General features: G+C 67.9%; 18 protein-coding genes and 1 pseudogene. 9 read left to right on the top strand and 10 right to left on the bottom strand.

Features of this window, described 5'->3' with window-relative positions:
• The 9 genes and pseudogenes from QTH97_RS05575 to QTH97_RS05535 all read left to right on the top strand — a co-directional run.
• Window positions 1–343 (top strand): annotated as a pseudogene (locus QTH97_RS05575) (methyl-accepting chemotaxis protein); the annotation flags it as partial.
• A gap of 47 nt (window positions 344–390) precedes the next feature.
• A complete protein-coding gene (locus QTH97_RS05570; RefSeq protein WP_286567053.1) occupies window positions 391–2,337 on the top strand; it encodes a methyl-accepting chemotaxis protein in 1,947 nt (648 codons plus the stop codon).
• Between the two features lie 97 nt (window positions 2,338–2,434).
• On the top strand, window positions 2,435–4,399 hold the full coding sequence (gene flgK, locus QTH97_RS05565; RefSeq protein ID WP_286567052.1) for a flagellar hook-associated protein FlgK: 1,965 nt from the start codon (window positions 2,435–2,437) through the stop codon (window positions 4,397–4,399).
• A 30-nt stretch (window positions 4,400–4,429) separates the two neighbouring features.
• A complete protein-coding gene (flgL, locus tag QTH97_RS05560; protein WP_286567051.1) occupies window positions 4,430–5,644 on the top strand; it encodes a flagellar hook-associated protein FlgL in 1,215 nt (404 codons plus the stop codon).
• A 70-nt stretch (window positions 5,645–5,714) separates the two neighbouring features.
• Window positions 5,715–6,110: a DUF4189 domain-containing protein gene (locus QTH97_RS05555; protein ID WP_286567050.1), complete on the top strand. Its 396-nt coding sequence runs from the start codon at window positions 5,715–5,717 to the stop codon at window positions 6,108–6,110.
• Window positions 6,111–6,156: 46 nt separating this feature from the next.
• Complete coding sequence (locus tag QTH97_RS05550; protein ID WP_286567049.1) at window positions 6,157–7,377, top strand: helix-turn-helix domain-containing protein; 1,221 nt, start codon at window positions 6,157–6,159, stop codon at window positions 7,375–7,377.
• Window positions 7,378–7,428: 51 nt separating this feature from the next.
• A complete protein-coding gene (locus QTH97_RS05545) occupies window positions 7,429–8,100 on the top strand; it encodes a Vgb family protein (protein ID WP_286567048.1) in 672 nt (223 codons plus the stop codon).
• Window positions 8,101–8,125: 25 nt separating this feature from the next.
• A complete protein-coding gene (locus tag QTH97_RS05540; RefSeq protein ID WP_286567047.1) occupies window positions 8,126–8,908 on the top strand; it encodes a DUF899 domain-containing protein in 783 nt (260 codons plus the stop codon).
• Between the two features lie 158 nt (window positions 8,909–9,066).
• A complete protein-coding gene (locus tag QTH97_RS05535; protein ID WP_286567046.1) occupies window positions 9,067–9,273 on the top strand; it encodes a hypothetical protein in 207 nt (68 codons plus the stop codon).
• 38 nt (window positions 9,274–9,311) lie between these two features.
• On the opposite strand, the gene QTH97_RS05530 is transcribed toward QTH97_RS05535, so the two are convergent.
• The 10 genes from QTH97_RS05530 to treS all read right to left on the bottom strand — a co-directional run bounded on the left by QTH97_RS05530 (window position 9,312) and on the right by treS (window position 25,826).
• Window positions 9,312–9,662, bottom strand: a complete 351-nt coding sequence (locus QTH97_RS05530; protein ID WP_286567045.1) for a PRC-barrel domain-containing protein — start codon at window positions 9,660–9,662, stop codon at window positions 9,312–9,314.
• A gap of 116 nt (window positions 9,663–9,778) precedes the next feature.
• Window positions 9,779–10,555, bottom strand: a complete 777-nt coding sequence (locus tag QTH97_RS05525) for an alpha/beta hydrolase family protein (protein WP_286567044.1) — start codon at window positions 10,553–10,555, stop codon at window positions 9,779–9,781.
• A complete protein-coding gene (locus QTH97_RS05520; RefSeq protein ID WP_286567043.1) occupies window positions 10,539–11,696 on the bottom strand; it encodes a DUF3182 family protein in 1,158 nt (385 codons plus the stop codon). Before QTH97_RS05520 ends, QTH97_RS05525 begins: the two co-directional genes overlap by 17 nt.
• Window positions 11,697–11,719: 23 nt before the next feature.
• The gene (locus QTH97_RS05515) at window positions 11,720–12,157 is read right to left on the bottom strand and encodes a hypothetical protein (protein ID WP_286567042.1); all 438 of its coding nucleotides are present in this window, start codon (window positions 12,155–12,157) and stop codon (window positions 11,720–11,722) included.
• 77 nt (window positions 12,158–12,234) lie between these two features.
• Entirely contained in the window at window positions 12,235–12,501 is a 267-nt protein-coding gene (locus QTH97_RS05510) for a hypothetical protein (RefSeq protein ID WP_286567041.1), read from the bottom strand.
• Between the two features lie 114 nt (window positions 12,502–12,615).
• Window positions 12,616–17,691 carry a malto-oligosyltrehalose synthase gene (gene treY / locus QTH97_RS05505; protein ID WP_286567040.1) on the bottom strand — a complete coding sequence of 1,692 codons (5,076 nt, stop codon included), beginning with the start codon at window positions 17,689–17,691 and terminating at the stop codon, window positions 12,616–12,618.
• Window positions 17,684–19,549, bottom strand: a complete 1,866-nt coding sequence (gene treZ, locus QTH97_RS05500; RefSeq protein WP_286567039.1) for a malto-oligosyltrehalose trehalohydrolase — start codon at window positions 19,547–19,549, stop codon at window positions 17,684–17,686. The genes treY and treZ overlap by 8 nt, the downstream gene beginning before the upstream one ends.
• Window positions 19,546–21,681, bottom strand: coding sequence for a glycogen debranching protein GlgX (gene glgX, locus QTH97_RS05495; protein ID WP_286567038.1), 2,136 nt, complete (start codon window positions 21,679–21,681; stop codon window positions 19,546–19,548). The genes treZ and glgX overlap by 4 nt, the downstream gene beginning before the upstream one ends.
• Entirely contained in the window at window positions 21,678–22,466 is a 789-nt protein-coding gene (locus QTH97_RS05490; RefSeq protein WP_286567037.1) for a mechanosensitive ion channel family protein, read from the bottom strand. Before QTH97_RS05490 ends, glgX begins: the two co-directional genes overlap by 4 nt.
• Before the next feature lie 33 nt (window positions 22,467–22,499).
• Complete coding sequence (gene treS, locus QTH97_RS05485) at window positions 22,500–25,826, bottom strand: maltose alpha-D-glucosyltransferase (protein WP_286567036.1); 3,327 nt, start codon at window positions 25,824–25,826, stop codon at window positions 22,500–22,502.
• Between the last annotated feature and the right edge of the window lie 4 nt (window positions 25,827–25,830).

Raw genomic sequence — 25,830 nt, 5'->3', positions numbered from 1 at the left:
GGTGACGGACATCATGGGCGAGATCACGGCGGCGAGCCAGGAGCAGACCTCGGGCATCGAGCAGATCAACCAGGCGATCACGCAGATGGACCAGGTGACGCAGCAGAACGCGGCACTGGTGGAAGAAGCGGCTGCCGCGGCCGCATCGCTGCAGGAGCAGGCCGGCAGCCTCGTGGACGCGGTCAGCATCTTCAGGCTCGGCGGCGATGACGCTTCGCCGGCGCGGATCACGTCGCTGGCGGCTGCGCGCCCGCAAGCGTCGAAGGCGCGCACCGGATCGAGCGTTCGGCGCGGGAAAAACGTCCCGCGCCTGGCCGTGGCCCAGGGCGCCACGCATGAATAGTTGCAATTAGACGGAAACAGGGAGTGATGTCGATGGAATCGAGTGGCTTGAAGAACCGTGAAGGGCGCGCGCCGGCCTTCGTCTCGCTCGCGCGGACCTTGAGCCTGCGCGCCGGGGTGGCGATCTTCGGAATGACGTTGCTGCTCCTGGGCGCGTTCTACGCCCTGGCGTCCTCGCAGCGGCAGAGTGCCGCGGCGCAGTATGCCAACGCGAAGGCGGAGGCCATCGCGCGCTCCCTCGACATCTTCGACCAGACCATGCAGTCGACCGCGGAAAGCGCCTTCGGCGTATTCCGGCGGCAGTTCGCATCGGCCTTCCAGCTCGATGAACCGGCCGGCTGGGTATTGACCAGCAACGGATCGCCGATCGACAGCACGACCACCGCCGAGGTCGATGGCTTCGCGCGGGATTTCCCCGGCGCCAATGCGACGGTGTTCGTGGCGCAGGACGAGGATTTCCGCCGTATCACCACCTCGGTCAAGAAGGAGAACGGAGAGCGCGCCGTCGGGACCCTGCTCGACCGCAAGAGCGCCGCCTACCCGGTGTTGCGCCAGGGCAAGCGCTTCGTCGGCCGCGTCACGCTGTTCGGCAAGCCCTACATCACGGTTTACGACCCGGTGCGCGATGCGTCCGGCCGCGTCGTGGCGGTGCTCTACATCGGCCTCGACATCTCGCGGCAGCAGGCCTCGCTCGGCGAAGCGGTGAACCAGACCCGGATCTTCGACAACGGCGGTCTCTACGTCGTCAACCCGAAGGGGGCCGAGGCGACGCTGGTGCTGCATCCGACGGCCGCCGGCAAGAAGCTGGCTGAAATCCTGCCGGGGCAGGAGGCCGACTGGCTGCAGCGCCTGAAGGGCGAAGACGCGCTCTGGATCGATCGTGCACCGGCCGTGCTCGTGCCAGGCAGCAACGGGGAACGCCGTGCGTCTGTCGCCAGGAGCGAGGCGACCGGCTGGCTGGTCGTGGCGGAGGTGCCCGCCTCCGACGTGCTCGGCGGCCTGTATCGGCAACTGGCCTGGCTCGGCGGATGCATCGCGCTCGCCGCCTTGGCGCTGGGGCTTGGGCTGGTCATGTTCATTCGCCGCACGGTGAGGCCGCTCAGCCTCTTGGGCGCGCATGTCGAAGTCATTGGCGGCGGCGACCTGTCAAAGCAGCTCCTGTCGGACCGCCGAGACGAAATGGGCGTGATCACGCGCGCGGTGGAAGCCATGCGCGAAAGTCTGGCCCAGGTGGTCGGCCAGGTGCGTGAAGGTACCTACACCATCGCCACCGCGTCGGGGCAGATCGCCAGCGGCAACCAGGATCTGTCGTCACGCACCGAGGAGCAGGCAAGCTCGCTGGAGCAGACGGCCGCGTCGATGGAAGAACTCACCAGCACGGTGAAGCAGAACGCGGACAACGCGCGTCAGGCCAACCAGTTGGCGGTGTCGGCGTCCGAAGTGGCGGTGAAGGGCGGTAGCGTGGTCAGCCAGGTGGTGGACACCATGGGCTCGATCAATGCGTCGTCGCGCAAGATCGTGGACATCATCGGGGTGATCGACGGCATCGCCTTCCAGACCAACATCCTGGCGCTGAACGCGGCGGTCGAAGCTGCGCGCGCCGGCGAGCAAGGCCGTGGCTTTGCCGTGGTTGCCTCCGAAGTCCGCAGCCTGGCCCAGCGCTCGGCCGCCGCAGCCAAGGAGATCAAGACGCTGATCGGCGACTCGGTGGAAAAGGTCGAGGAAGGCAGCAAGCAGGTGGCCGAAGCGGGCAAGACGATGGAAGAGATCGTCGACAGCGTGAAGCGGGTGACGGACATCATGGGCGAGATCACGGCGGCGAGCCAGGAGCAGACCTCGGGCATCGAGCAGATCAACCAGGCGATCACGCAGATGGACCAGGTGACGCAGCAGAACGCCGCGCTGGTCGAGGAAGCCTCTGCCGCCGCGCAATCGCTGCAAGAGCAGGCCGGCGGCCTCTCGCAGGTCGTGAGCGTCTTCCGGCTGCGCGGCTAGGGACGCGGCCCTCAACTTTGTGCACCTGCTGCCGATATAGAACACAAGCAGGCATCGACACGATGCCGCACCCAACACCCCCTACAGGTAAAGCCACATGTCAGGAAACTTGTTCTTCACGGGCCTGAGCGGTCTCGGCGTCGCGCGGACCGCGCTCGTGACCACAGCCCACAACACGGCCAATGTGTACACCGCAGGCTACAGCCGCCAGGTGGCACAGGTCTCGACCAACCCGGCGATCAGCTCGGGTTCCGGCTACATCGGCAGCGGTGCGCGCGTCACCACGGTCACGCGCAGCTACGACCGCTACCTCACCGCGCAGCTCGCCTCGGCCCAGTCGGCTTCGGCGGCGCTGGCCTCCTACGGCACCGAAATCAACCGCATCGATTCGCTCCTGGCCGACAAGACCGCCGGCCTGAGCCCGCTCATGCAGAACTTCTTCACGGCAGTGCAGGGGGTTGCCAACACGCCGGCAGACTCGGCGGCGCGCCAGCAGCTCATCAGCTCGGCGCAATCGTTGTCGAGCAAGTTCCGATCGACCGACCAGTACCTCACCGACCTCAACGAGTCGGTCAATGAGCAGATCTCGGGCAGTGTCGAGCAGATCAACACCTACGCCAGCAAGATCGCCAGCCTCAACCAGCAGATCAGCATGATGAGCGCCGTCGCCGGCGGCCAGCCGCCCAACGACCTGCTGGACCAGCGCGACCAGCTCGTCAGCGAACTGGGCCAGATCGTCGACGTCAAGGTGCTGGAGCAGGACAACGGCAAGTACAACGTCTTCATCGGCAGCGGCCAGTCCCTTGTCGTGGGCGACCGGGCCGCCTCGATGAAGGCCGTCCCGTCCGCACCCGATCCGACGCGCACCGCGGTGGCGCTCGTGGGGCTCGCCGGCAACGTGTCGGAACTCAAGGACAACGTCCTCAACGGTGGTTCGCTCGGCGGCCTGATGACCTTCCGCACCGAGACGCTCATCCCGACGCAGAACGCGATCGGCCGCCTCTCGATCTCGCTCGCCAGCGCGTTCAACGACCAGCACAACCTGGGCGTCGACCTGAATGGGGCGCTCGGCCAGGACTTCTTCACGGTGGCCAAGCCGGGCATCTTCTCGAACGCGAAGAACACCGGCACGTGGCCCGTCAGCGCGGCGGTGACCGATGCCAGCCAGCTCACGACCAGCGACTATTCGATCGAGGTGTCGGGAGGCACGCCGAAGTACACCGTGACGCGGCTGTCCGACAAGCAGGTGTTCAGCATCAATGCCGACTCCGACTTTCCCGTCACGCTCGACGGAGTGACCCTTTCCACCGGCGGACTCGGGGCCACGCCCGGCGACACCTTCCTGCTCCAGCCGACGCGCACCGGCGCGCGCGACATGGATGTGGCGGTTCTCGACCCTGCCAAGGTGGCCGCAGGCTCCCCGATCATCACCGGCAACACCGCTGGCAACCAGGGCAGCGGGGCCATCAGCACCGCGACGATCGGTTCGGGCTACCCCGCATCGCCGCTGGCCGCGAACGTGACCTTGAGCTACGACGGCGCGACCAACTCGTTGTCGGGCTTCCCTGCGACCTCCGCCATCACCGTGACCCTGGCCGACGGTACCGTCAACAACTACGCGGCCGGTGCACCCGTGCCCTACACCGCAGGCGCCAAGATCAGCTTCGACGGCATCACCGTCAGCCTCGGCGGCGCCCCGGCGACGGGCGACACTTTCACCATCGGCAAGAACACCGGCGGCGTGTCCGACCCCGCCAATGCGCTGCTGCTCGGCGCACTGCAGCGCAAGGCCACGATGGGCGGCGGAACCACCACCTTCAACGGCGCGTATTCGCAACTGGTGAGCCAGGTCGGCAACCGCGCCATGGAGATCAAGGTCGCGAGCAAGACGCAGGACAGCGTGACCGGACAGATCAAGGCGAGCCAGCAGTCGATCTCCGGCGTCAACCAGGACGAGGAGACCGCCAACCTGCTCATGTTCCAGCAGATGTACCAGGCCAATGCCAAGGTGATCCAGACCGCTTCGACCATCTTCGACGCGATCCTCGGCATCCGCAGCTGACCTTAACCAGACCGAATTCAAGGAGCCGTGATGCGCATCAGCACCAGTTCATTCTTCGAGCAGAGCATCAGCGCGATGGGCCTGCAGCAGCAAAACCTGTTCCAGGTGCAGCAGAAGCTGTCAGCCGGAACCAAGTTCCTCACCGCCGGTGACGACCCGGTGGGCGCGGCGCGGGCGCTCGGTGTCAGCCAGACGCTGGCCGAGTCGGCCCAGTACGCGACGAGCCGAGACCGCGCGATGCTGTCGCTCACGCGGGAAGAAACCGCGCTCGATGGCGCGACGTCCATCCTGCAGAACATCAAGACGCTGACGGTGCAGGCAGGCAACGGCACGCTGTCGGACGCCGACCGTGCCGCGCTGGCCACCACCATCCAGAGCAACCTCGACCAGCTCGTGGGCCTCGCCAACTCCGACGACGGCAACGGCCAGTTCCTGTTCGCCGGCTACAAGAGCGCCAACGCGCCTTTCGTGGTGCAGTCCGGCGGGGGCATCCAGTACCTGGGCGACCAGGGGCAGCGCCTCATGCAGGTCGACGTCGCGCGTCAGATCCCGACCTCCGACGATGGCCGCTCGGTGTTCCAGTCGGTGCAGGGCGGGGCGGGCTATGTGACCTCGGGCGGTGCCGCCAACGCGGGCTCGGGCGTGTTCAGCTCCGTCGGCGTGGTCGATGCCACCCATCCGAGCTTCGGCAAGGACTTCCAGATCAGCTTCGATGCGGCCGGCAACTACTCGGTCACCACCAACGACACCCCGCCCGTCGTGGCAGCGGCCGGCGCGTTCGTCGCGGGTGAGCCGATCTCCTTCGGCGGCCTGCAGATCAGCGTCACCGGCACGCCGGCGGCCGGCGACAGCTTCAACGTCACGACGGCCAAGAACGCCGGCACCGACGTCTTTGCCTCGATCAGCGAACTGGTCACCGCGCTGCGCACGCCGCTGACCGGCACCGGCGCGGAGGGCAAGGCGAAGCTGCTCAACGCGTTGAGCACGGCCAACGTCAAGGTGACCAATGCCCATGACAACGTGCTCACGATCAAGTCGTCCGTGGGTTCGCGCATGAACGAACTCGACGCACTCGACGACAGCGGCGCATCGCGCGACCTGATGGACAAGAGCTATCTCTCGGCCATCGAGGACCTCGACCCCGTCGCGGCGATCTCGGAGTTCTACCAGCGGCAGTCGTCTCTGCAGGCGACCCAGCTCACCTTCACGAAGCTGAACTCGATCGCATTGTTCAACTACCTGTAAGCCTGCAAGGGTCCGGGTGCATGCATCGGCGTCCCGTCTGCGAGAACGCCGAGGCTTGAGAATGTGCGGCATGCGCTTTTTCGTTTCTTGGGCCCTCGCGCTTCTGTGCGGATGCGTCGCGCCGGGTGCAGGCGCCGCGCCGGCGGACAACCCCAACCCGAGCTGGGGCGCCATCGCGTCCCAGGCGGGGTGGTACGGCTACTCGTACAACCACGCTTCGCGCAGCGCGGCGGAACGTGCGGCGCGTGCGCAATGCGATCGCGCGGCGCGTCGCGCGGGCACGTGCGAGGTGCGCGCCTATTTCGATCGCTCCTGCGGCGCCCTGGCGGCCGGCAACTATGGCGAATGGGGCACGGCCATCGCTCCCACCGCAAAGGCTGCAGGCGCCGCCGCCATCGGCCAGTGCGACCTCCATCTGCCCACCGAGCCTTGCAAGATCGTGGTCAGCGTCTGCTCGCCGCCTTGACCGCAAGACATGGGCCGACTGTGGTTCAGTCGGGTAGTCTGTCGTCATGGACTCACTGATCGCGGCCTCCGCGCGCGCGCTCGCTGCCGGCGATGCCCTCGGTGCCCTCAAGCGCGTCGCCCTGCGCGAAGATCCGCCCGCCCTGGCGCTGCGCGGTATCGCCATGGCCCAGCTCGGCGAGCATCCCCGTGCCCGCGAGCTCCTGCGGCGGGCCGCCAGGGCCTTCGGCGCGCACGAGGAACTGTCCCGTGCCCGCTGCGTCGTCGCCGAGGCGGAGGTGGCCCTGGCCATGCGCGACCTGGGCGGCTCGTCACGCTCGCTGGCGGCGGCCGAGGCCACGCTGGAGGCGCACGCCGATCGCGCCAATGCATTGCAGGCGCGGTTGATCGCGGCGCGCCGGCTCCTGCTGCTCGGCCGTCTCGACGAAGCCGGAGCCGCGTTGTCCGGTCTCGATGCAGCCAGCCTGCCGCCGGCGCTGTCGGCCGTGGCCGAGTTGAGCGCGGCCGAGCTGGCGCTGCGCTCGCTGCGCACCGGCCCGGCGCAAGCGGCGCTCGGCCGCGCGCACGAGGCGGCCCATCGCGCCCGCGTGCCGGCGCTCCTGGCCGAGGTGGCGGAGGCGCGGGCTACCTTCGACCGTCCCGCCGCCCGCTGCCTTTCCGCCGACGGCGAGCAGGAGCTGCGCCTCGACGAGGTCGCAGCGCTCCTGGTCTCGGACACGCTGGTGATCGACGCCTGCCGTCGCGGGCTGCATGCCGGTAACGCGTGGCTGTCGTTGGCGCGCCGGCCGGTGCTGTTCGTGCTGATGCGCGCGCTCGCCGAAGGGTGGCCCGGCGACGTCGATCGCGAAGCCCTGATCGAATGCGCGTTCCGGACACGCGATCCGGACGACACGCACCGGGCACGCCTGCGGGTCGAGATCGGACGCCTGCGTGCGCTCGCCAAGCCGCTCGCGCACATCGAGGCCACTGCCCGAGGCTTCGTGCTTCGACCGGGCGGCGGGCGCCGCGTCGCCGTGCTGGCGCCGCCCATCGATGGCGAGCAGGCGTCGTTGCTGGCGCTGCTCACCGATGGCGCGGCCTGGTCGACCTCTGCCCTGGCGCTGGCACTGGGGGCGAGCCAGCGCACCGTCCAGCGCGCGCTCGCCGAGCTGGAGGCCGACGGACGTGTGCGATCCATCGGGCGGGCACGGGCGCAGCGCTGGCTGTCGCCGCCGCTGGCGGGATTCACGACGATCTTGTTACTCCCCGCTTCGCTGCCGATTGAATAGAGTTGGTTCGCGGGCCAATCCGAGGCTCGAGACGCCCTGAAGGAGCCAACGATGACCAGCAAGACACCAGACCGACCCGAGGCGAAGCCGCGTGCCGCCGAGATCGTCCGAGAATACGGCCCGTTCGACGGCGCCGATCGCATCCATGGCGTGACCCATGACGGGCAAAGGGTCTGGGCCGCCACTGGAGCCCGGTTGGTCGCCTTCGATCCCGGCAGCGGAGAGCCCACGCGCTCGCTCGACCTTGCATGCGACGCGGGAACCGCCTTCGACGGCACGCACCTCTACCAGATCGCCGAAGCACGCATCGACAAGATCGATCCCGCCACCGGAAAGGTGCTGGCGTCGATCCCGGCTCCCGGCCACGGGTCCGACTCCGGGCTCACCTGGGCCGAGGGCAGCTTGTGGGTGGGGGAGTACCGCGATCGCAAGATCCACCAGATCGATCCCGACACCGGTGCGGTCCGGCGCACCATCGAGTCCAACCGCTTCGTCACCGGCGTGACCTGGGTCGACGGCGAGCTGTGGCACGCGACCTGGGAAGCGGACGAGAGCGAGATCCGCCGCGTCAACCCCGAGAGCGGTGCGGTGCTCGAGCGGCTCGAAATGCCGGCGGGCATCGGCATCAGCGGACTGGAATCCGACGGGGGAGACCTGTTCTATTGCGGCGGCGGCCACAGCGGCAAGGTCCGCGCCGTTCGTCGGCCCAAGGCCGGAGCCTGAGCGCACACCACACGAGGAGCACACCATGAACACCGCCATGGCCGAAGCCGGCACCGTGAACCATCCCGTCGTGCCGTTGGACCGTTGGGTCGCCGAGCGCAAGGTGCTGCTGGCGCGCGAGAAGGAAGTGACTCGCCTGCACGACCAGATTGCCCGCGAGCGCCGCGCGCTGCCGTGGGTGCGCATCGAGAAGGACTACGTGTTCGACACGCCCGAGGGCTGGCGCACGCTCGGCCATCTGTTCGAAGGCCGACGGCAGTTGCTGGTGCAGCACTTCATGCTCGGCCCGGGGTGGGAGGAGGGATGCAAGAGCTGCTCGTACATGGCCGATCACGTCGACGGCATGCAGGTGCATCTGGAGCATCGCGACGTCACGCTGATGGCCGTCTCGCGCGCGCCGCTTTCCGAGATCGAGGCCTTTCGCCGCCGCATGGGCTGGCGCTTCAAGTGGGTGTCCTCGTACGGGACCGACTTCAACCACGACTTCGGCGTGAGCTTCACGAAGGACGAGCTGGCCAGGGACGAGGTCTACTACAACTTCGACATGCAGCCGTTCCCGAGCGAGGAAGCGCCGGGCGTCAGCGTCTTCTACAGGAACGATGCGGGCGAAGTCTTCCGCACTTACTCGACCTACGGCCGGGGCGTGGAAGCGATGATGGGCACCTACAGCCTGCTCGATCTCACGCCCAACGGCCGCAACGAAAGCAATCCGCTCTACGCCATGGACTGGGTGCGGCATCACGACCGCTACGAGCGGGCACCCATCGAGAAGCGCACGCCCAAGGCGGTCGGCGGCTGCTGCCGCTGAACTCCCTCCGCAACCCTTCAAGAGTGGGGGAAAGTTAAGCATTTGGTGCTACATTTTCTCCTCTTGAAGCGGTGACCAAAGCCCATTTCTCAAGGGCGGAAAGATCCGACTTCTTCGCGCGACACGTTGATGGGTGAGCGATAGAACGGAGACAGGCCATGGCGATCAACATTGAAGCCCCGGAAGAGATATTCAGGCGCTGCGCAACGGCCGCCACGCTGATCAGGCCCGGCGATTCGCTGCCCATGCGCCTGCGCGATTTCGGGATGCTGGTCGCCGACGAGTGCGCGGACGCGGTCCGGGGATACAAGGACGCCAGCCAGCGGGACGCTGCGGACGCGATCAAGGAAGTCTTCGGCGAGTAGCCGGTCCTCGGCACGCGGTGCCGACCCGGGCTTGTGCGCTACCAGGTCACGCCGTAGTAATCGTTGACGCGGCGGTTGTAGTCGGTCGTGTAATCCGGTACCTGCTCCTGCGTGTAGCGCGGCGCTCCCTCCAGGACGTTCTTGTCCAGCGGCACGACATAGCCGTCCATGGACGTGTCGTACTTCAGCATGTTCCAGGGAAGCGGATAGCGGTCCGTGCCCAAGCCGAGAAAGCCGCCGAATTCGAGGACGGCGTAACGGACCTGGCCGGACATCTTGTCGATCATGAGGTCGTCGATCGACCCCAGCTTGTCGCCGGCCTGGTTGTACACGGCGGTGGCTTCCACTCGTTCGGACGAGATCACGTTGCTGGTTGATTCGGTGGTCATTGAATGCTCCTTTGTGGAATGGCTGACAACTCTGTATCGCATCGCGAGCACGCCCACGTGATCAGGACGGATGCCGCCGGGATGTAGGCCTGCGCTCGCCCATCTCGCACTGGCGGCTATGCCGGGCTGTTCGGCGCGGGTCGCAGCAGGCCGCTCGCGGCGCGGGCGCCGAGAGTCATCTCCGTCATCCAGGACACCAGCAGCATGCCGTAGGCCTGCCGGCTTCGTTCGTCCGACAGCGCATGGTCCGCGCCCGCGATACAGCGGTAGGTCACCGACTTGACATGCTTGAAGGCCGCAAGGTAGCTTTCGATCACCGGATGCGGCACCGTCTTGTCGTGCTCCGATTCGACGATGAGCGCATCGCCGCGGAACTGCGAGCAGGCGGCCAGCGCACGGTTTTCCGGCGGCGCGACGAGCGACCTGCGGTACTCCGCGAGGTCGCTGCGGCTCAGGCTGCCCTTGGGCACCTCCCACTCCTCGTCGCGGTAGAGGGCCGGAACGCGGAGCGCCAGCCAGCGAACCGGCCGGAGCGTCGTGGCGATGGCCGCCAGGTAGCCGCCGTAGCTGCTGCCGACGATCGCGATCGACTCCGGGTCCACGGTCGGATGGTGGACCAGCACGTCATAGGCCGCGAGCACGTCTCGCAGGTTCTCTTCCCGGCTGACCGATTGCCGCTGTGCAGCATGGCGGGCGTGGCCGCGCAGGTCGAAGGTGAGGCAGACGCAGCCCAGGGCGGCGATTTCATGGGCACGCGCCTTGTATTGCTCCTGGCTGCCGTCCCAGCCGTGCACGAGCAGCACGCCCGGCACGGCGTTGGATGCCGCCACCAGCGTGCCGTCGATGTGCTGCCCGTCGACGGCGATGTCGACCTGCTTATGTCGCGTCGGCATGCGCTTCCACAAAGCTGTACTTGGTCAGCCGGCCCACCTCCGGGTCATGCCCGCTGTAGTTGACGCAGGCCCCCGGCGGCAGCTCCGTTTCGCCGAAGACCTCGAAGCAGGAAGCGCGCACCAGCGAGCGCTCAGGCTGGGACTTGAAGACCTCCAGCGCCGCCACTTCCGCGCCGGTCGCGCCACCCACGCGCCAGGATTGTTCCAGCACGCCGGAGCACCACTGCCCCGTATCGTCAGGGCCCTGAGCCACGTCGTAGTTGATGCGCGATGCCATGAATCCAGGATAGCTCTCGACCACCGCGGCGTGATAGACCGCGGCCTGTTCGATGGCCAGGCGCAGCGATGGTTCGAGCTGCATCGCGTTGAGCGCGTCGAAGCCACCGCGCACTGCGGTCAGGTCGGACCCGCCGTAGACGCAGTGGCCGCGATGATTGCGCGTGAGTCGCTGCAGGCCGTAGTAGCTCATCGTCAGCGCGCCGACCTTCACCTGGCCGATGCTGAGCGTGCGGGGGTCACGGAGGTTGCGTTCGAGGACCACGCCATCGGTATCCATGTGGGGCACGCCGGCAAGGGTACGGTCCAGCGATGCCGCGTCCTGCACGACGGTCTGGCCGTTGCCGCCGGTGGCGCGCACCGGCTTCACGCGCACGGCGCCGTCGCGCAGGAGCGCCCGGCCCGCTGTGCGCGCGTCGTCCTCGCTGAAGGCCGAATAGCCGGGCAGCACGCACTTGGCGACTCGCGGTGCAAAGGACTCCACCCAATCCCGCGGGCACGCGGCGCCCTGATCGTGCAGCGCGTGGCTGATGGCCTTGGTCGCAACATAGGCAAATGGCACGGCGCCGCCGAAGAAATCGCTCTCGCTGCGGATGCCGATCGCCTGCGCGCGATGGCTCTCCACCGTATCGCTCGGAATGAAGTACAGCGGCCCCGAGGGCGGCGGACGACGGCTCACAGGGCCGAAATACTGCATGCCCAGCAGTCCGGAGATGCGCTCGGCCAAGGCGCGGCGCGTGATCAGTTCATGCTCGCTGCAATAGTTGGCAGGGTCGATGACCCATTCCATGACGTAGCCGGCCTGGCCGGTTCGTGGGACGTCGATGGAGTCGAATGAAGGGGCCTCGTTCTGCAAGAGTGACATTTCGGGGACCTCCTGGAAGGGTTTCAATTCGAATTTTGCGAAGCTAGGTGAAGGCGGGCGTGTGCGTACCGCAACGCCTCCTGCGGAGTCATGGTGCGTTCGATCTCGGCCAGTTCCATGCGCTCGTCGTCATGCGCCACCCACTCGAAGAGGTGGGAGGGCGGCATGTCGTCCAGAGTCTCCTTGTCGCTCCACGATGCCAGGCGCTTCGGTGCGCTCGCCAGGAGCAACCGAAGGAACAGGGCGCGCTCCAGCCGCACCGCCGACCTTTCATCGGGGGCGAGGGCATGGTCGAGGAATTCCAGCTCCCGGGTGTAGGCCACGATGCGGCGCTGGTAGTCGAAGCGCTCGGGGCCGCCTGCCCTGGACAGGCGGATGCACTCGCACTGGATGCGCGCGAACGCCGCAGCTTGAAGAAGGCGAAGGATCTGTCGAGGTGCAGCGCCCATGATGGCGGGCATCTCAACGCCATCCCCGTCGGGCTGGCGTAGGACGAACGATCACGAGAAGGCGAGAGCGCTTCCCGGATACGCCCGGTTCAATCTGTGTCTTGAGTCGTCAACTCGAAATCATGTGTTTCCAGCAGCACCGGCCGCCTGCCGATGCGGTGGAGTTCCATGGCCCGCTCGTCGATCAGGATCGCGTTCCGGGCATAGGCCGCGACCAGACTGTCGCCACCGTCCCTTGCTCCGAAAAGGTCGCGCAGCGGGTCTTCGCTGATCTCCGCAATGACTCTTGCGCCGTCATCCGCGTGGATTGCAAACCTCACGGTCGCCGTATCGAAACAATAAATTGCTTCCGCCATTTCTCTTGTCTCCGTCGTGTGTCGCACCCGTCTAAATACGCCTGTGGCCGCGATAGTCCGGCAGCGGTATTCGATGCCGCACGTAGGGCGATTCCTACGGACCCGTTGCGGGGTTCAGGGAGCGTCGCGCGCGACGAGCGCTGCACCCGGAAATGCGCGAAGCACGGGCGCCAGGGCAAGCCGATGGCCGGTGATGGCGTGTGACGCGCCGGTGAGGCAATCCTCGAACTGCCACGCGTCTCGGCCCACGGGCAGCAGGACTTCGGTGTCGCCCCAGGCGGCGGAAAGGGGAAGCTGTCTGCCGCCGTCCCTGTCGAGGGTGGCGAACAGCCGCACGACAAGGACCACGAGCATGCGACCGTGATGTCGCCGCATGAAGGCCAGCACGTGCCGCTCGTGCTCGCCCCTCACTTCAAGCGGCTCGTAGCTGCCGTCGCGGAACAGCTCGGGGTCCTCCCGGCGAAGCGCGAGCAAGCGGCCGATGACCCAGAGCTTGGCGCGGCCGTCTGGCGCCGAGGCGGCGAGCCCGGACACCGTTGCCTCCAGATCGGGCGCGGAGGCAAGCGCCTGCAGTTCCTGAAGCCGTTGCAGGCGCAGGTCGTAGTCGACGGCACGGCGGTTGTCGGGGTCCACGAGGCTGCGGTCGATGAGTTCGCAGCCCTGGTAGATGTCCGGCACGCCCGGCGAGCCGTACTTGAGCAGCGTCAGGCTGATGCCATTGAGCGCCCCGTAGTGGTCCACGCGAGCGGCGGCACGCTGCAGTTCCGGCAAGACCGGCCCGGCGGGTGCGAGCACACCTCGCACGAAATGCTCCAGCGCTTCCTCGTACGCGGCATCGGGGCGAATCCAGCTCGTCCCGGCCTTGCCTTCGCGCGCGGCCTTCAGCATGTAGTCGACGATGCGGCTCACGTAAGCTTCGTGCGCCGCCGGGCCTTCGTCGGAGGCCGCCATCGTGCCGAGCAATGTCTGGTAGAGCAGGTACTCGTGCGAAGCCGCCACCGTGCCGCGCAACGGGGCATTCAGCGCGCGCCAGCGCCGCAACGCCAGCCGCCAGAGCCCAGGGCGTTCCGACAGCACGTCGATGCGCAGCCGCACGTCCTCCGAGCGCTTGTTGTCGTGCGTGGACGTCGCCAGCATCGTGTGCGGCCATCGGCGCTGCCTGTCGCCCGATGCCTCGTGGAACTCCGCGCGGGTCATACCGACGCGGTCCGGCTCGCCGCCCACTTCGTTAAGCGAGCTCAAGGGGAAGTAGCGGTAGAAGGCCGTGTCCTCCACCCCCTTGGCCGCGACGGGCGCGCTGAACTGCTGGAAGCGGCGCGCGAAGGCCACGGCGTCCCGAGCCGTCTCCGGGCCGGCGTCGGCCGGGGGCTGGCCGAGAAGCGCCGAGCGCACGAAGTCGAAGACGGTGGCATCGGGCAGCTTCAGCCGCTCGCGCGCCGCGTCGATCGCCTGCTCGACGTAGTGGACGTCCTGCGGGCTTGCTTCCCCGGTGTTGTAGGTGCGATAGACGGTGAAGCAGGCCGCCACGGTCGCGATCACTTCGCGCAGCGTGTTGAGCGTGTAGTCGCGGGTGCGGCGATTGCTCTTGGCGATGCCCAGCAAGGCGATGGCGAGCACTTCGAGATCCGACGCCAGCGTTCCGCCCGCGACTTCGCGTTTCGCGCCGTAGACCACCTCATCGAAGCGCTCCGTCATGCCGGTGAAGACGCGCCAGATCCTTTCGAGGTGGCGCGCCGAGCGATGCTCGACGAGCACGGCGTTGGCGACGTTGGCGAAGCGATAGCCGGTGGTGCCGTGCACGGCCCACGAGACTGGCACGTCCTCGTGCGGCGCGGCGATCTTCTCCGCCACGACGTACAGCGGCCGTTCGGGGCGTCCGTGAATATCGACCGACCGCGGGAGCTTGCCCAGCCGCGCGCAGAAGCCGTCCTGCAGGCGGTCGAAGTACTGCGCCGGGTCCTGCAGGCCGTCGGGATGATCGATGCGCAGGCCATCGACCGAGCCGCGCGCGGCCAGTTCCAGTGCCAGCGCGTGGGTCGCCTCGAACACGTCCTTGCGCTCGGTGCGCAGCGCCGCGAGTTCGTTGACGTCGAAGAAGCGGCGGTAGTTGATCTCGTCGGCGGCCGTGCGCCAGTAGGCGAGTCGATAGGCCTGCACCTCCAGCAGATCGTGCAGCGCGTTGCGGTGCGCGGGCGCGTTCAGCGCCCCGGCGGCTTCTGCGAGGCCGTGCGCGGCCGCGGGCCGCTCGGCGGCCAGCGCGGCGAGCTGGGACTTGAAGCGCTGCCTTTCTCCTTCGCCAGCCGCCCATGCTTCGTCACTGCCGTGCTGCCCGGCGGGCATGCCATGGAGCGCGGCCGCCATGTCGGCCAGCCGGCGCTTCGCTTCATCGTCGCCCGCTGAGGCTGCGGCGTGATCCAGGAGAGCGGACCAGGTCTTCACGGACAACGGAAAAAGATGGTCGAAGTAGCGGACCGCGAACTCGCCCGCATCCGACTTCCACTGCACTTGCAACTCGCCACGCTCCAGCACGTTGCCATAGTGGTCGCCGAGCACCGGCAGCAGCACCTTGCCGGAGAGTCCCGGCGTCGGCGAGCGCCACTGGATGTCGAAGTGCATCGCGTGCCGGGACGCCATGCCGTTCTCCAGCACGTCCATCCACCAGCGGTTGTCGGTGCCGAGCACGCCCATGTGGTTGGGCACCAGGTCGATGAGCTGGCTCATGCCGTGCTGCTTGAGCGCGCGTGTGAAGCGCTCGAAGGCGGGAATTCCGCCCAGCTCGGGATTGACCTCGTCGTGCGAGACCACGTCGTAGCCATGCATGCTGCCCGGCCGCGCACGGTGGATCGGGGAGCAGTACACGTGGCTGATGCCCAGGGTCGCGAGATACGGGACGATGCGCACCGCGTCGTCGAAGCCGAAGCCGCTGTGGAACTGGAGGCGGTAGGTGGCGCGAGGCACGCGCGAAAGCCGGCCGCTGCCGGCCCGGGCCTCCGCCTGTGCGGCTGCATGCGGCCGGACGCGGGCCAGCGCGGCGCAGACCTGCTGCATCGTCTCGTCGCGCCACAGCACTTCCACGGGCTGCGTGTACTTGCGTCGCCAGTTCGGGTGCTGCACGGTGGTGCCCGGGAGGTTGGGTTGCTCGACCTCGCCGAGCGCGTCCTCGAGCTGGACCATCATGACCTTCGAGGGAGCGGCCGCCAGATAGCCGTGCACGGCGGCGATGGCCGGAGCGTCGAGCGATGCCTGCGCCGGATCGAGATGCACTGGCCGATGCTGCCGGCCCATCGCTTCCGCCAGCAGCCGGCGCTCGCCATGGCGCTCGCGAAGCTGCCCTTCGAAAGCCCCCGCGTCCGCGATCAGGCCGAGACCCTGGCGCGTTTGCAGGTCGCGTGCCGTCCACCATCCGGCCAGCGTCGCCAGGTCGTGGGTGCTGACTGCCGCGACGGCTTCGCGCGGGTAGTCGGCCGGCGAGCGAAAGCCGCCGTCACCGTTGCGCTCGAAGTACAGCAAGCGGTACGACAGCACGCCGAAGCGGCGCAGCGTCTCGCGCATCGTCTCGGGCACGGTGCCCAGGTCCTCGCCGATCACCAGGCAGCGGTGGCGTTGGCTTTCCACTGCCAGGATCGCGAACAGCTCGTCGACCGGGTAGTGCACGTAGGCACCGTCGCGCGGTGTGCCGTCGGCGGGAATCCAGAAGAGCCGCATCAGCATCATCACGTGGTCGATGCGGATCGCGCCAGCGCCGCGCATGTTGGCCCGCAGCGACTCGATGAAGACCGCGTACTGCGACTCGCGCAGCCGGTCGGGGCGAAGCGGCGGCAGGCCCCAGTCCTGGCCTTCGAGGTTGAAGGCGTCCGGCGGTGCGCCGACGCGGGCATCCAGCGCAAAACTCCTACGGTGGCGCCAGGCATCCGAACCCGCGCGATCCACCGACACCGCCAGGTCCAGGTAGAGGCCGAGGCCCATGCCCAGGGCGGCGCAGCGCGCGCCCGCCGCTTCGAGCTGACGCGCCGCCTGCCATTGGAGATATTCGAAGTAGCCGACGCGCTCCGCGTGGTCGTGCGCGAAATGCCGCACGGCCGGAGACGCCGGATCGCGGAAATCCGGTGGCCAGGTGGGCCAGCCCCAGACGCCCGGGTCGGCCTCGTGGAAGTGCGCCTGCAGCGCTTCGAAGAGGGCATGCCGGTGCAGCGCCTCGTCGCCCTGCTCGCGAAATCGGACGAAGGCGCGGACCTCGGGGTCGGCCTCGTCCCGCTCGCGGAAGCGTCGGTACAGGAGATCGAGCACCTCATGCTTGGCCGCCGCCACTCCGGCATGGTCCAGCAGTGTTTCGGAGCGCAGCCTGGACAGCCTCGCCTGGAAGCGGGTGGAGTGCACGCGCTCCTGTGCCGGCGCGCAGTCGACGTAGTCCTGCACCGCCTCGACATCGATGTAGAGGATGTTGAGCTGTGCGCGTGACGAGGGGCTGTACGGACTCGCATGCGCCGGGTTGTGCGGGAAGAGCGCATGCAGTGGATTGAGCCCGACCACGTCCGCGCCCTGGCGGGCGGCATGCTCGACGAAGTCGGCCAGGTCGGTGAAATCGCCGATGCCCCAGTTGCGGGCCGAGCGGAGCCCGTGGAGCTGCAGCGTGAACCCCCAGACCCGCGCATCGCCTTCGAGCACGGAGGGCTGGTGGCAGTGGGACGGCGCGCAGACGACGAGGGTTTCGCCGGGCAGGGTCACGATGCTCAACCGGTGGTAGCCCTGGGGCAGCGGCAGGGCGAGGGGAAGGTGGTAGAGCGCGTAGTCTTCCCCGTCGATTCGTGTGCGCTGAGCGAGGTGGAGCCGGGCGGTCTCGACGGCGCCTTCATGGAATGTGCCGCTTTCATCGACCAGGCGCCACTTGAAGTGCGCTATCCGTGCAGGCAGGCGGAGGTCGACGGAGAACGACTCCGAACCCGTGGCCACCACCTGGACGGGTGGAAGAGGGCGCAGCCATTGTTCGCGCTCGGCAGCCGCCTCGGCCGCCGCGAAGTCAGTGCCGCGCGCCACGAAGCCCGCGTCGAAGAGCAGCGCGGCGAGCGCTTCCATGGTGACGGAGTGCCGATGGCCGAACGCATCGACATACTCGGTGGCGATGCCGTAGCGCGCACTCAGCCGGCGAAGCGCGTCCTCCTCGCTGCCGGACGGCACATCGCGCTCATGCATCCTGCGCCTCTTCGAGCGTGGCGCACACGCCGCCCGGCGGCAGCACGAGCGAAGCGCCGCCGACCTCGCTCGCTTGCGCGCCCATCCTGTGGATGACCCGCCCCGGCGGCCATGCCACCTCGGCCTCGGCCGTGCCGAGGTTGGCCAGCACATGGAGGAAGGCCGGCGAACCCGCGTCGCCGCCGTGCGCCTCGTCGAGTTGCCAGACGATGCGCAGTGCGTCGCCCTCGCACGACCACTGATGGATGCGGGTGCCGGCGCCGAAGCGAGGCACCAGCTCGGCCTGCCGCAACCGGAGCAGGGCGCGCACCTGGCCGAGCACCTCCGCGTGATCGGGCAGGACACGTTCCGATTCGTCGAGCTTCGACGCCGCGAAGGTTGCCTCGCTGTTCGGGTCCGGGATCTGCATCTGCGCCGTGTCGCCGGCGAATGCCGAGAAGCCGCCGAATTCCTCGCGCCGGCCCGCCGTCACCGCCGCCGCCAGCTCGGGTCCGAAATCGCAGAAGTACTGGAAGGGGGTGGAGGCGCCGTATTCCTCGCCCATGAACAGCATCGGCGTGTGCGGCGACATCAGCACGCAGGCACGCGCCGCCATCAGGCGCGCGGGGTCGGCCAGCGCATCGATGCGGTCGCCCTGGGCGCGATTGCCGACCTGGTCATGGGTCTGCAGGAAGGAGACGAAGGCCGCCAGCGGAAGGTGATCGCACGGCTCCCCGCGCGGCTCGCCGCTGCGAAACGCGGAGGGCTGGCCCGTGTAGATGAAGCCCTGCGCCAGCGCCAGCCCGAATTGTTCAAGCGGGCGCTGCGCGTAGTCCGCGTAGTAGCCGTCGCCTTCCCCGGTCAGCAGCACGTGCGCGGCATGGTGCAGATCGTCGTTCCATTGCGCGGTGCCGGCGAGCGGCGATCCCTCCTCGTCGCGCTCCAGCCGGTGGGCCTCGTTCAGGTCGTTCTCCAGCACGACATGCACCTGCCGATGCCGGCCCGGGCCGTGGTGGAGGGCGGCGCAGACCTCCTCGACGATCGGCGGCGTGGACGCGTCGCGGATGGCATGGATGGCATCCATGCGCAACCCGTCGAAGCGGTATTCCTCGACCCAGTACAGCGCGTTGTGCACGAAGAAGTCCTGCACGGTGCGCGAATGCGCACCGTCGAAATTGATCGCGGCGCCCCACGGCGTCTGGTGCGCCGGGTTGAAGAACTGGGGGCAGTAGGCATGCAGGTAGTTGCCTTCGGGGCCGAAGTGGTTGTAGACCACATCGATCAGCACCATCAGCCCCAGCCCGTGCGCCGCGTCGACGAAGGCCTTGAGGTCGGCCGGCGTGCCGTAGCTGGCGTCGGGTGCGAAGGGCAGCACGCCGTCATAGCCCCAGTTGCGGCGGCCGGGAAAGTCGGCGAGCGGCATCAGCTCGATCACGGTGATGCCGAGCGATGCGAGCCAGGGCAGCCGCTGCGCAGCCGCGGCCAGGGTGCCCTCGGGCGTGAAGGCGCCGACGTGCATCTCGTAGATGACGGCTTCCTTCCAGGGACGGCCGGTCCATGCGTCGTCGGTCCATTCGTGGGCGCGCGGGTCGATCACCTCGCTCGGGCCGTGCACGTCGTCGGGATTGAAGCGCGATGCCGGGTCCGGCACCCGAAGGTCGTCGGGCATCCGGTAGCGGTAACGGTCCCCGGCAGCCGCCTCGGCGCTCACGTGCTCGTGCCAGCCTCCATCGCCGCGCTGCATGGACGTCGGCTGCCACGTCCCGCCGTGCAGCCGTTCGAGGACGACCTCCGGCACGTCCGGCGCCCAGATCCGGAAGCGAACGCCGCCGCCTTCGAGCAACTCTGCGCCGAAGGGCATCGAATGGGCGTGCTTCATGGCGCGACGAGGCTGCGGCGCAGCAGCGCCAGCGAGCGGCACTGCAGTGAATAGGTCGACTCGGTGAGCAGCAGCGACAGCGAGTTCTCCCGCGCAGTGTCGACCTGCCGGGTCCAGCGATCGTCGGGGCGCGAGGGCAGGGTGAAGGGCAGCGGCTCGTGGTAGGCGTTGAGCAGCAGCAGGAAATCGTCGTCCTGCAACGATTCACCATGCGGCCCCACGTCGATGATCCCGGTGCCGGAGAACATCATGCCGAGGCAGCGCACGTGCTCGCCCCAGTCCGGCGGCGTCATCTCGTTGCCATCGGGGCGCAGCCAGACCACGTCCTTGATTTCGCCGTCGCCGGCGGGCTGCCCGCGGAAGAAGCTGCGACGCCGGAACGAGGGATGGAGCCGCCGTGTGCGGATCAGCAGGGTGACGAAGTCCCGCAGCGAATCGGCTTCGGGCGAGGGCGTCCAGTCCAGCCACGTCAGTTCGTTGTCCTGGCAATAGACGTTGTTGTTGCCGCGTTGCGTGTGGCCCCGCTCGTCGCCGGCCAGCAGCATCGGCACGCCTTGCGACAGCAGCAGCGTCGCGAGGAAGTTGCGCTTCTGGCGCTCGCGCAGCGCGTTGATCTCGGTGTCGTCCGTCGGCCCTTCTGCGCCGCAGTTCCACGAGAGGTTGTTGTCGTTGCCGTCCCGGTTGTCCTCGCCGTTGGCCTCGTTGTGCTTCTCGTTGTAGGAGACCAGGTCGTGCAGGGTGAAGCCGTCGTGCGCGGTCACGAAGTTGATGCTGGCATGCGGCCCCTTGCCGGACCAGCCGTAGAGATCCTGCGAGCCCGCGAGACGGTGCGCGACTTCGCCTGCCACGCCCGCATCGCCCTTCCACCAGCCGCGGATGCCGTCGCGATAGCGGTCATTCCACTCGGCCCAGCCCGGCGGGAAATTGCCGACCTGGTAGCCGCCGTGGCCCAGATCCCAGGGTTCGGCGATGAGCTTGACGCGGTTGAGCGTCGGGTCCTGGCGGATCGCGTCGAAGAAGCCGCCGAGGTTCTCGACCTTGCCTGCCTCGCGCGCCAGGGCGGAGGCCAGGTCGAAGCGGAAGCCGTCGACGTGCATCTCCTCGGCCCAGTAGCGAAGCGAATCCATGACGAGCTGGAGGGCGCGCGGCTGTTCGAGGTTGACGGTGTTGCCGCAGCCGGTGAAGTCGTCGTAGTAGCGCGGCTGCGCGGCGTTGGCGATGTAGTAGGAAGCGTTGTCCACGCCACGCATGGAGAGCGTGGGGCCGAGGTGGTTGCCCTCGCAGGTGTGGTTGTAGACCACGTCGAGGATCACCTCGATGCCGGCCGAGTGCAGGGTCTTGACCATGGTCTTGAACTCCTTCACCTTGCCCGAGGCGCTGTAGCGTACCTCCGGCGCGAAGTAGCCCAGCGTGTTGTATCCCCAGTAGTTCTGCAGCCCCTTGTCGGCCAGGTGCCTGTCGTTCAGGAAGGCGTGGACCGGCAGCAGCTCCAGCGTGGTCACGCCGAGGCGCTGCAGGTAGTCGATGACGGGGGCGCACCCAAGCGCCGCATAGGTGCCGCGCAGGTGCTCCGGGATGCCGGGATGCCGCATCGTGAAGCCGCGCACGTGCATCTCGTAGATGACCATGTCCTGCCACGGCACCTCGGGACGGCGGTCGTCGCCCCAGGTAAAGGCGGTTTCGAGCACGCGGCCCTTCGGCATGAAGGCGGCGCTGTCGCGGCGGTCGAAGGAAAGATCCTGGCGCTTGCTGCCGACCGAATAGCCGTAGAGCGCATCGCTCCAGCGCAGCTCGCCGATCAGGTCCCTGGCGTAGGGGTCGAGCAACAGCTTGTGCGGATTGAAGCGGTGGCCTTCCTCGGGCTTGTAGCGCCCGTGGATGCGGTAGCCGTAGGCCATGCCGGGGCGCGCTTCGGGCAGGTAGCAGTGCCAGACGTCGTTGGTCCGCTCGCGCAGCGTGATGCGCTGGCGCTCGTGGCGGCCCTTGTCGTCGAACAGGCACAGCTCGGCCTTCTCGGCGTGCTTCGAGAAGATCGCGAAGTTCACGCCCTGGCCATCCCAGGTCGCGCCGAGCGGATAGGGCCGTCCGGGCCAGACGGCGTCCAGCCGGGCGTGGTTGTTGTGTTTGCTCACGGATGCGGCCGATCGCGGTCGGTGCTGCGCGCCGGCCAGGCGGGCACGTGCGGCCGCGCGGCGGGCGGCTGCTCACGCGGGGCCGCGTCGCGCAGGCCGGTGCGCGGGGGCGGCCGTTCCCGGTCGCGCGGCCACCATTCCTCGATGCGCCGCGCGGCCCAGTCCTTGCCCGCGAGTCCGAAGGCCAGCGCCAGCGCGAAGACGATGCCCGCGAGGATGATCAGGAAGCTCTGCCGGACGATGTCGCCTCCGACCTTGATCTGGTCGAGCGCGATCAACACCACGAAGAGCAGGATCGCGTACTGCGCGACCTTGCCGAGCAGCACGGCATCCTGCACACCGGCGTTGCGCCCGTAGGTGATCACCGCATCGCCGACGAACTTGGCGAAGTAGGCGCCGAAGACCAGCACCAGCAGCGCGACGAAGACATTGGGCACGAACCACATCACCCGCCCGAGCAGGTCCGTCACGTAGCTCAGGCCGAGGCCGTTGAAGGCCACCACGAGCGAGATCAGGATCACCAGCCAGTAGGCCAGCGCACCGAAGACGACCGTCGAATCCGACACCATGCCGCCCTGGCGCAGGAAGTTGTCGATGCCCGAGCGCTCGGTGAGCACGTGGAAGTTGATGGCGCGCAGCCCGCGGATCACCGTGAAGCGCACGGCCTTGGCGAGCAGCCAGCCGACGAGCACGACCAGCGCGGCGAAGAGCAGCCGCGGCAACAGGGCGCCGACCTGGAACATGAAGGCGCGCAAGGGCTCGAGATGGATCGAGAAGCTTTCCATGGAGGTTCTCCCGGGATGGCGTGTGCGGTGCCGTCAGCGAACTGCGGTCCGCCTGAGCAGGGCGAGGATGCCCGTCAGTGGAACGGGGGCCCAGTCGATACGGTTGTTCAGCTCGTAGCGCAGTTCGTAGAACGCTTTCTCCAGTTCGAAGAGTTCCAGCAATTGCGTATCGGCCGGCCCTCCCGTCGGCGCCAGGGCCTGGCTGTAGCCGGCGAGGAAGGCGGCGCGCGTCTCGTGCTCCCAGGCTTGCGCGGCGGTGTCCAGGCGCACCAGTTCATCGGCATTCTGCGCCGCGCGGCGCAAGGCGCTCCAGCGTGCATAGTTGAAGGAGCGCAGCATGCCGGCGACGTCGCGCAGCGGCGATTGCTTGGTGCGGCGTTCCTCGATCGGGCGGGCGGGCTCGCCCTCGAAATCGATGATCACGAAGTCGTTGCGGGTCAGCAGCACCTGGCCGAGGTGGTAGTCGCCGTGGAAGCGCGTGCGCCATGTGTTCTTGCCTTCGAGCGGCACGGCGTCGATGAAGCTGTCGATGGCCGCGCTCATGCCGCGCAGGCCGGCGGCATCCTCGCGTGCGCTGGCGGGAAGGCTGGACAGGTCGGCATCGCCCAACTGGCGGAGCGTCGCGACAGCCTCGGCGCGCACGGTCTCGCGGGCGTGGCGCAAGTCGGCCTCGGTCATGGGCTCGGGGTCGAAGGCCGGGTTGCCGGTGCGCAGGCCGAGCGCGTTGTGCAGCTCGGCGGTGCGCGCGCCGAGGATGCGGATCAGCGCGAGGAAGGCGCCGTGCGGGTCGGGGGGCAGGCCGCCGTCGGTGTCGCGCAGTTCGCCCAGCACGCGCTCCAGGTAGGCCAGCGTGTATTCCCATCCGTCGCCCTGGTTCGGCACATAGGCCTGGAGCAGGGCGAGGGTCATGACGGTGCCGTCCGCGCCCACGTATTCGAGCGCGCCTGCGATCGGCACGCCGTGCACGAAGCCGGCGTCCTCGGTCAGGAAGCGGCCCATCTCCAGTTCCGGGTTGACGCCCGCGCGCAGTTGTCGGTAGCCCTTGAGGAACAGCGTCTCGCCGAGCGTCACGACGGTGTTGCTGCTGACCGGGCTCGGCGGGCTCACGGGCAGCTCGTCGATGACCTCGACCGGGAACTCGCGGCCGAGTGCCGTGGGCCGGAAGTGCAGCTGGCCGCGGGCCGTGGGCAGCTTCGTCTCGCGCACGATGGCGCGCACGAAGGCGCGGCAGAAGGGTGCGTCGAAAAAGGCGTCGGCCATCACGCCCACATGCGCCTGCTGTCGCACCTTGGCGATGGCGGCCGGCTGCAGCGCCTTCATGCGGTCCTCGTCGGTGTCTTCCCATGCCAGCGCCAGCGGCATGAAGTAAGTGGCGGGCTCGGGCGGTCCTTTCAGCGAGAGCAGCGGCAGCATCCAGCTATGGCCGTCGATCTCCCAGACCGCGTGGTCGCCCAGTTGCGCGCGGCTGATGTGCGATCCCTTGGTCGCGTACCAGCGCTGCGCCTCGATGTGCGGCGGCAGCGTGTCGGTCTCGAACTGCTTGCTCAGCCGCTCGGCGAAGCCCATGCGCCAGGGCACGACACGGTCCCTGAACATGCTGGTCCAGCCGTCGAAGAGCACGAGCACCGGGCGGTCCAGCAGGGCCACGCCTTCCTGGTGCCAGCTCGGCATCGGCGCCTCGTCGGTGAGCTTGAACCAGTAGAAGCCATGCGAGGTCAGCGTGAGCAGGTAGGGCAGCTCGCCGATGGGCGGGAAGGAGGTTCGACCCAGCATCTCGACCGGCACCCGGCCCTTGAAGGCCGACAGGTCAAGCTCCACCGGCTGCGCAGCCCGCGACAGGTTGAACACTGACAGGATCACGTCGTCGTCGTGCTCGCTCAGGTAGGCGAGGATCTTGCGGTTGCCGGGCTTGAGGAAGGTGCGGCGCCCGCGGCCGAAGGCGCGGCTGGTCTTGCGCACCGCGAGCATGCGGCGTGTCCAGTGCAGCAGCGAGCTCTTGTCGCGCAACTGGGCCTCGACGTTGACGGCCTCGTAGCCGTACATGGCGTCCATGATGGGCTGCAGGTACAGGCGCTGCGGATCGGCGCGCGAGAAGCCGGCGTTGCGGTCGGGGCTCCATTGCATCGGCGTGCGAACGCCGTTGCGGTCGCCGACGAAGACGTTGTCGCCCATGCCGATCTCGTCGCCGTAGTAGATGATCGGCGAGCCGGGCATCGACAGCAGCATGCTGTTCATCAGCTTGATGCGGTCCTTGTCGTTGTCCATCAGCGGTGCCAGGCGGCGGCGGATGCCGAGGTTGATGCGCGCCTGCATGTCCGCCGCGTAGGTGGTGTACATGTAGTCGCGCTCGCGGTTGGTCACCATCTCCAGGGTCAGCTCGTCGTGGTTGCGCAGGAAGATGGCCCACTGGCAGTTCTCGGGGATGTCGGGCGTCTGCTGCATGATCTCGACGATCGGGTCGCGGTCCTCCTGCGCGATCGCCATGTACATGCGCGGCATCAGCGGGAAGTGGTAGGCCATGTGGCATTCGTCGCCTTCGCCGAAATAGCCGCGCACGTCCTCGGGCCACATGTTGGCTTCCGCCAGCAGGAAACGGTTCTTGTAGTTGGCGTCGATGGCGGCGCGCAGCTTCTTGATGACCTCGTGCGTCTCGGGCAGGTTCTCGTTGGTCGTGCCGTCGCGTTCGATCAGGTAGGGAATCGCATCGAGCCGGAAGCCGTCTACGCCCATGTCGAGCCAGAAGCGCATGGTGCGGAACACCGCTTCGAGAACCTGCGGGTTGTCGAAGTTGAGGTCGGGCTGGTGGCTGAAGAAACGGTGCCAGTAGTACGCCTTGGCGACGGGGTCCCAGGTCCAGTTGGACTTCTCGGTGTCCGTGAAGATGATGCGCGTGCCCGAGTACAGCGTGTCGGAGTCGCTCCACACGTAGAAGTCGCGCTCGGGCGAGCCCGGCGGCGCCGCGCGCGCGGCCTGGAACCACGGATGCTCGCTCGATGTGTGGTTGATGACCAGCTCGATGATCACGCGCAGCTCGCGCCGGTGGGCTTCCTTGAGCATCTCGCGGAAGTCGTCGAGCGAGCCGTACTGCTTGTGCACGTCCTCGTACTCGGCAATGTCGTAGCCGTCGTCGCGCAGGGGCGACGGGTAGAAGGGCATCAGCCAGATGGTGTTGACGCCCAGGTCCTTGACGTAGTCGAGCTTGGTCGCCAGGCCCTTGAAGTCCCCCACGCCATCGTCGTTCGAATCCACGAAGGCCTTGACGTTGACCTGGTAGATCACCGCATCGCGGTACCACGTGGGGTCGTGGGAAGTGTCGATCTCGGTGGTTTCGAGCGCGAGTGCGGGCAGGGGAGCGTTCATCGGC

It is taken from the genome of Variovorax gracilis (assembly GCF_030317115.1).
GTDB classification, from domain to species: Bacteria; Pseudomonadota; Gammaproteobacteria; order Burkholderiales; family Burkholderiaceae_C; genus Variovorax; species Variovorax gracilis.
Note: the sequence above shows the minus strand (reverse complement) of the source record. Positions and strands in the feature narration are given on the sequence as shown.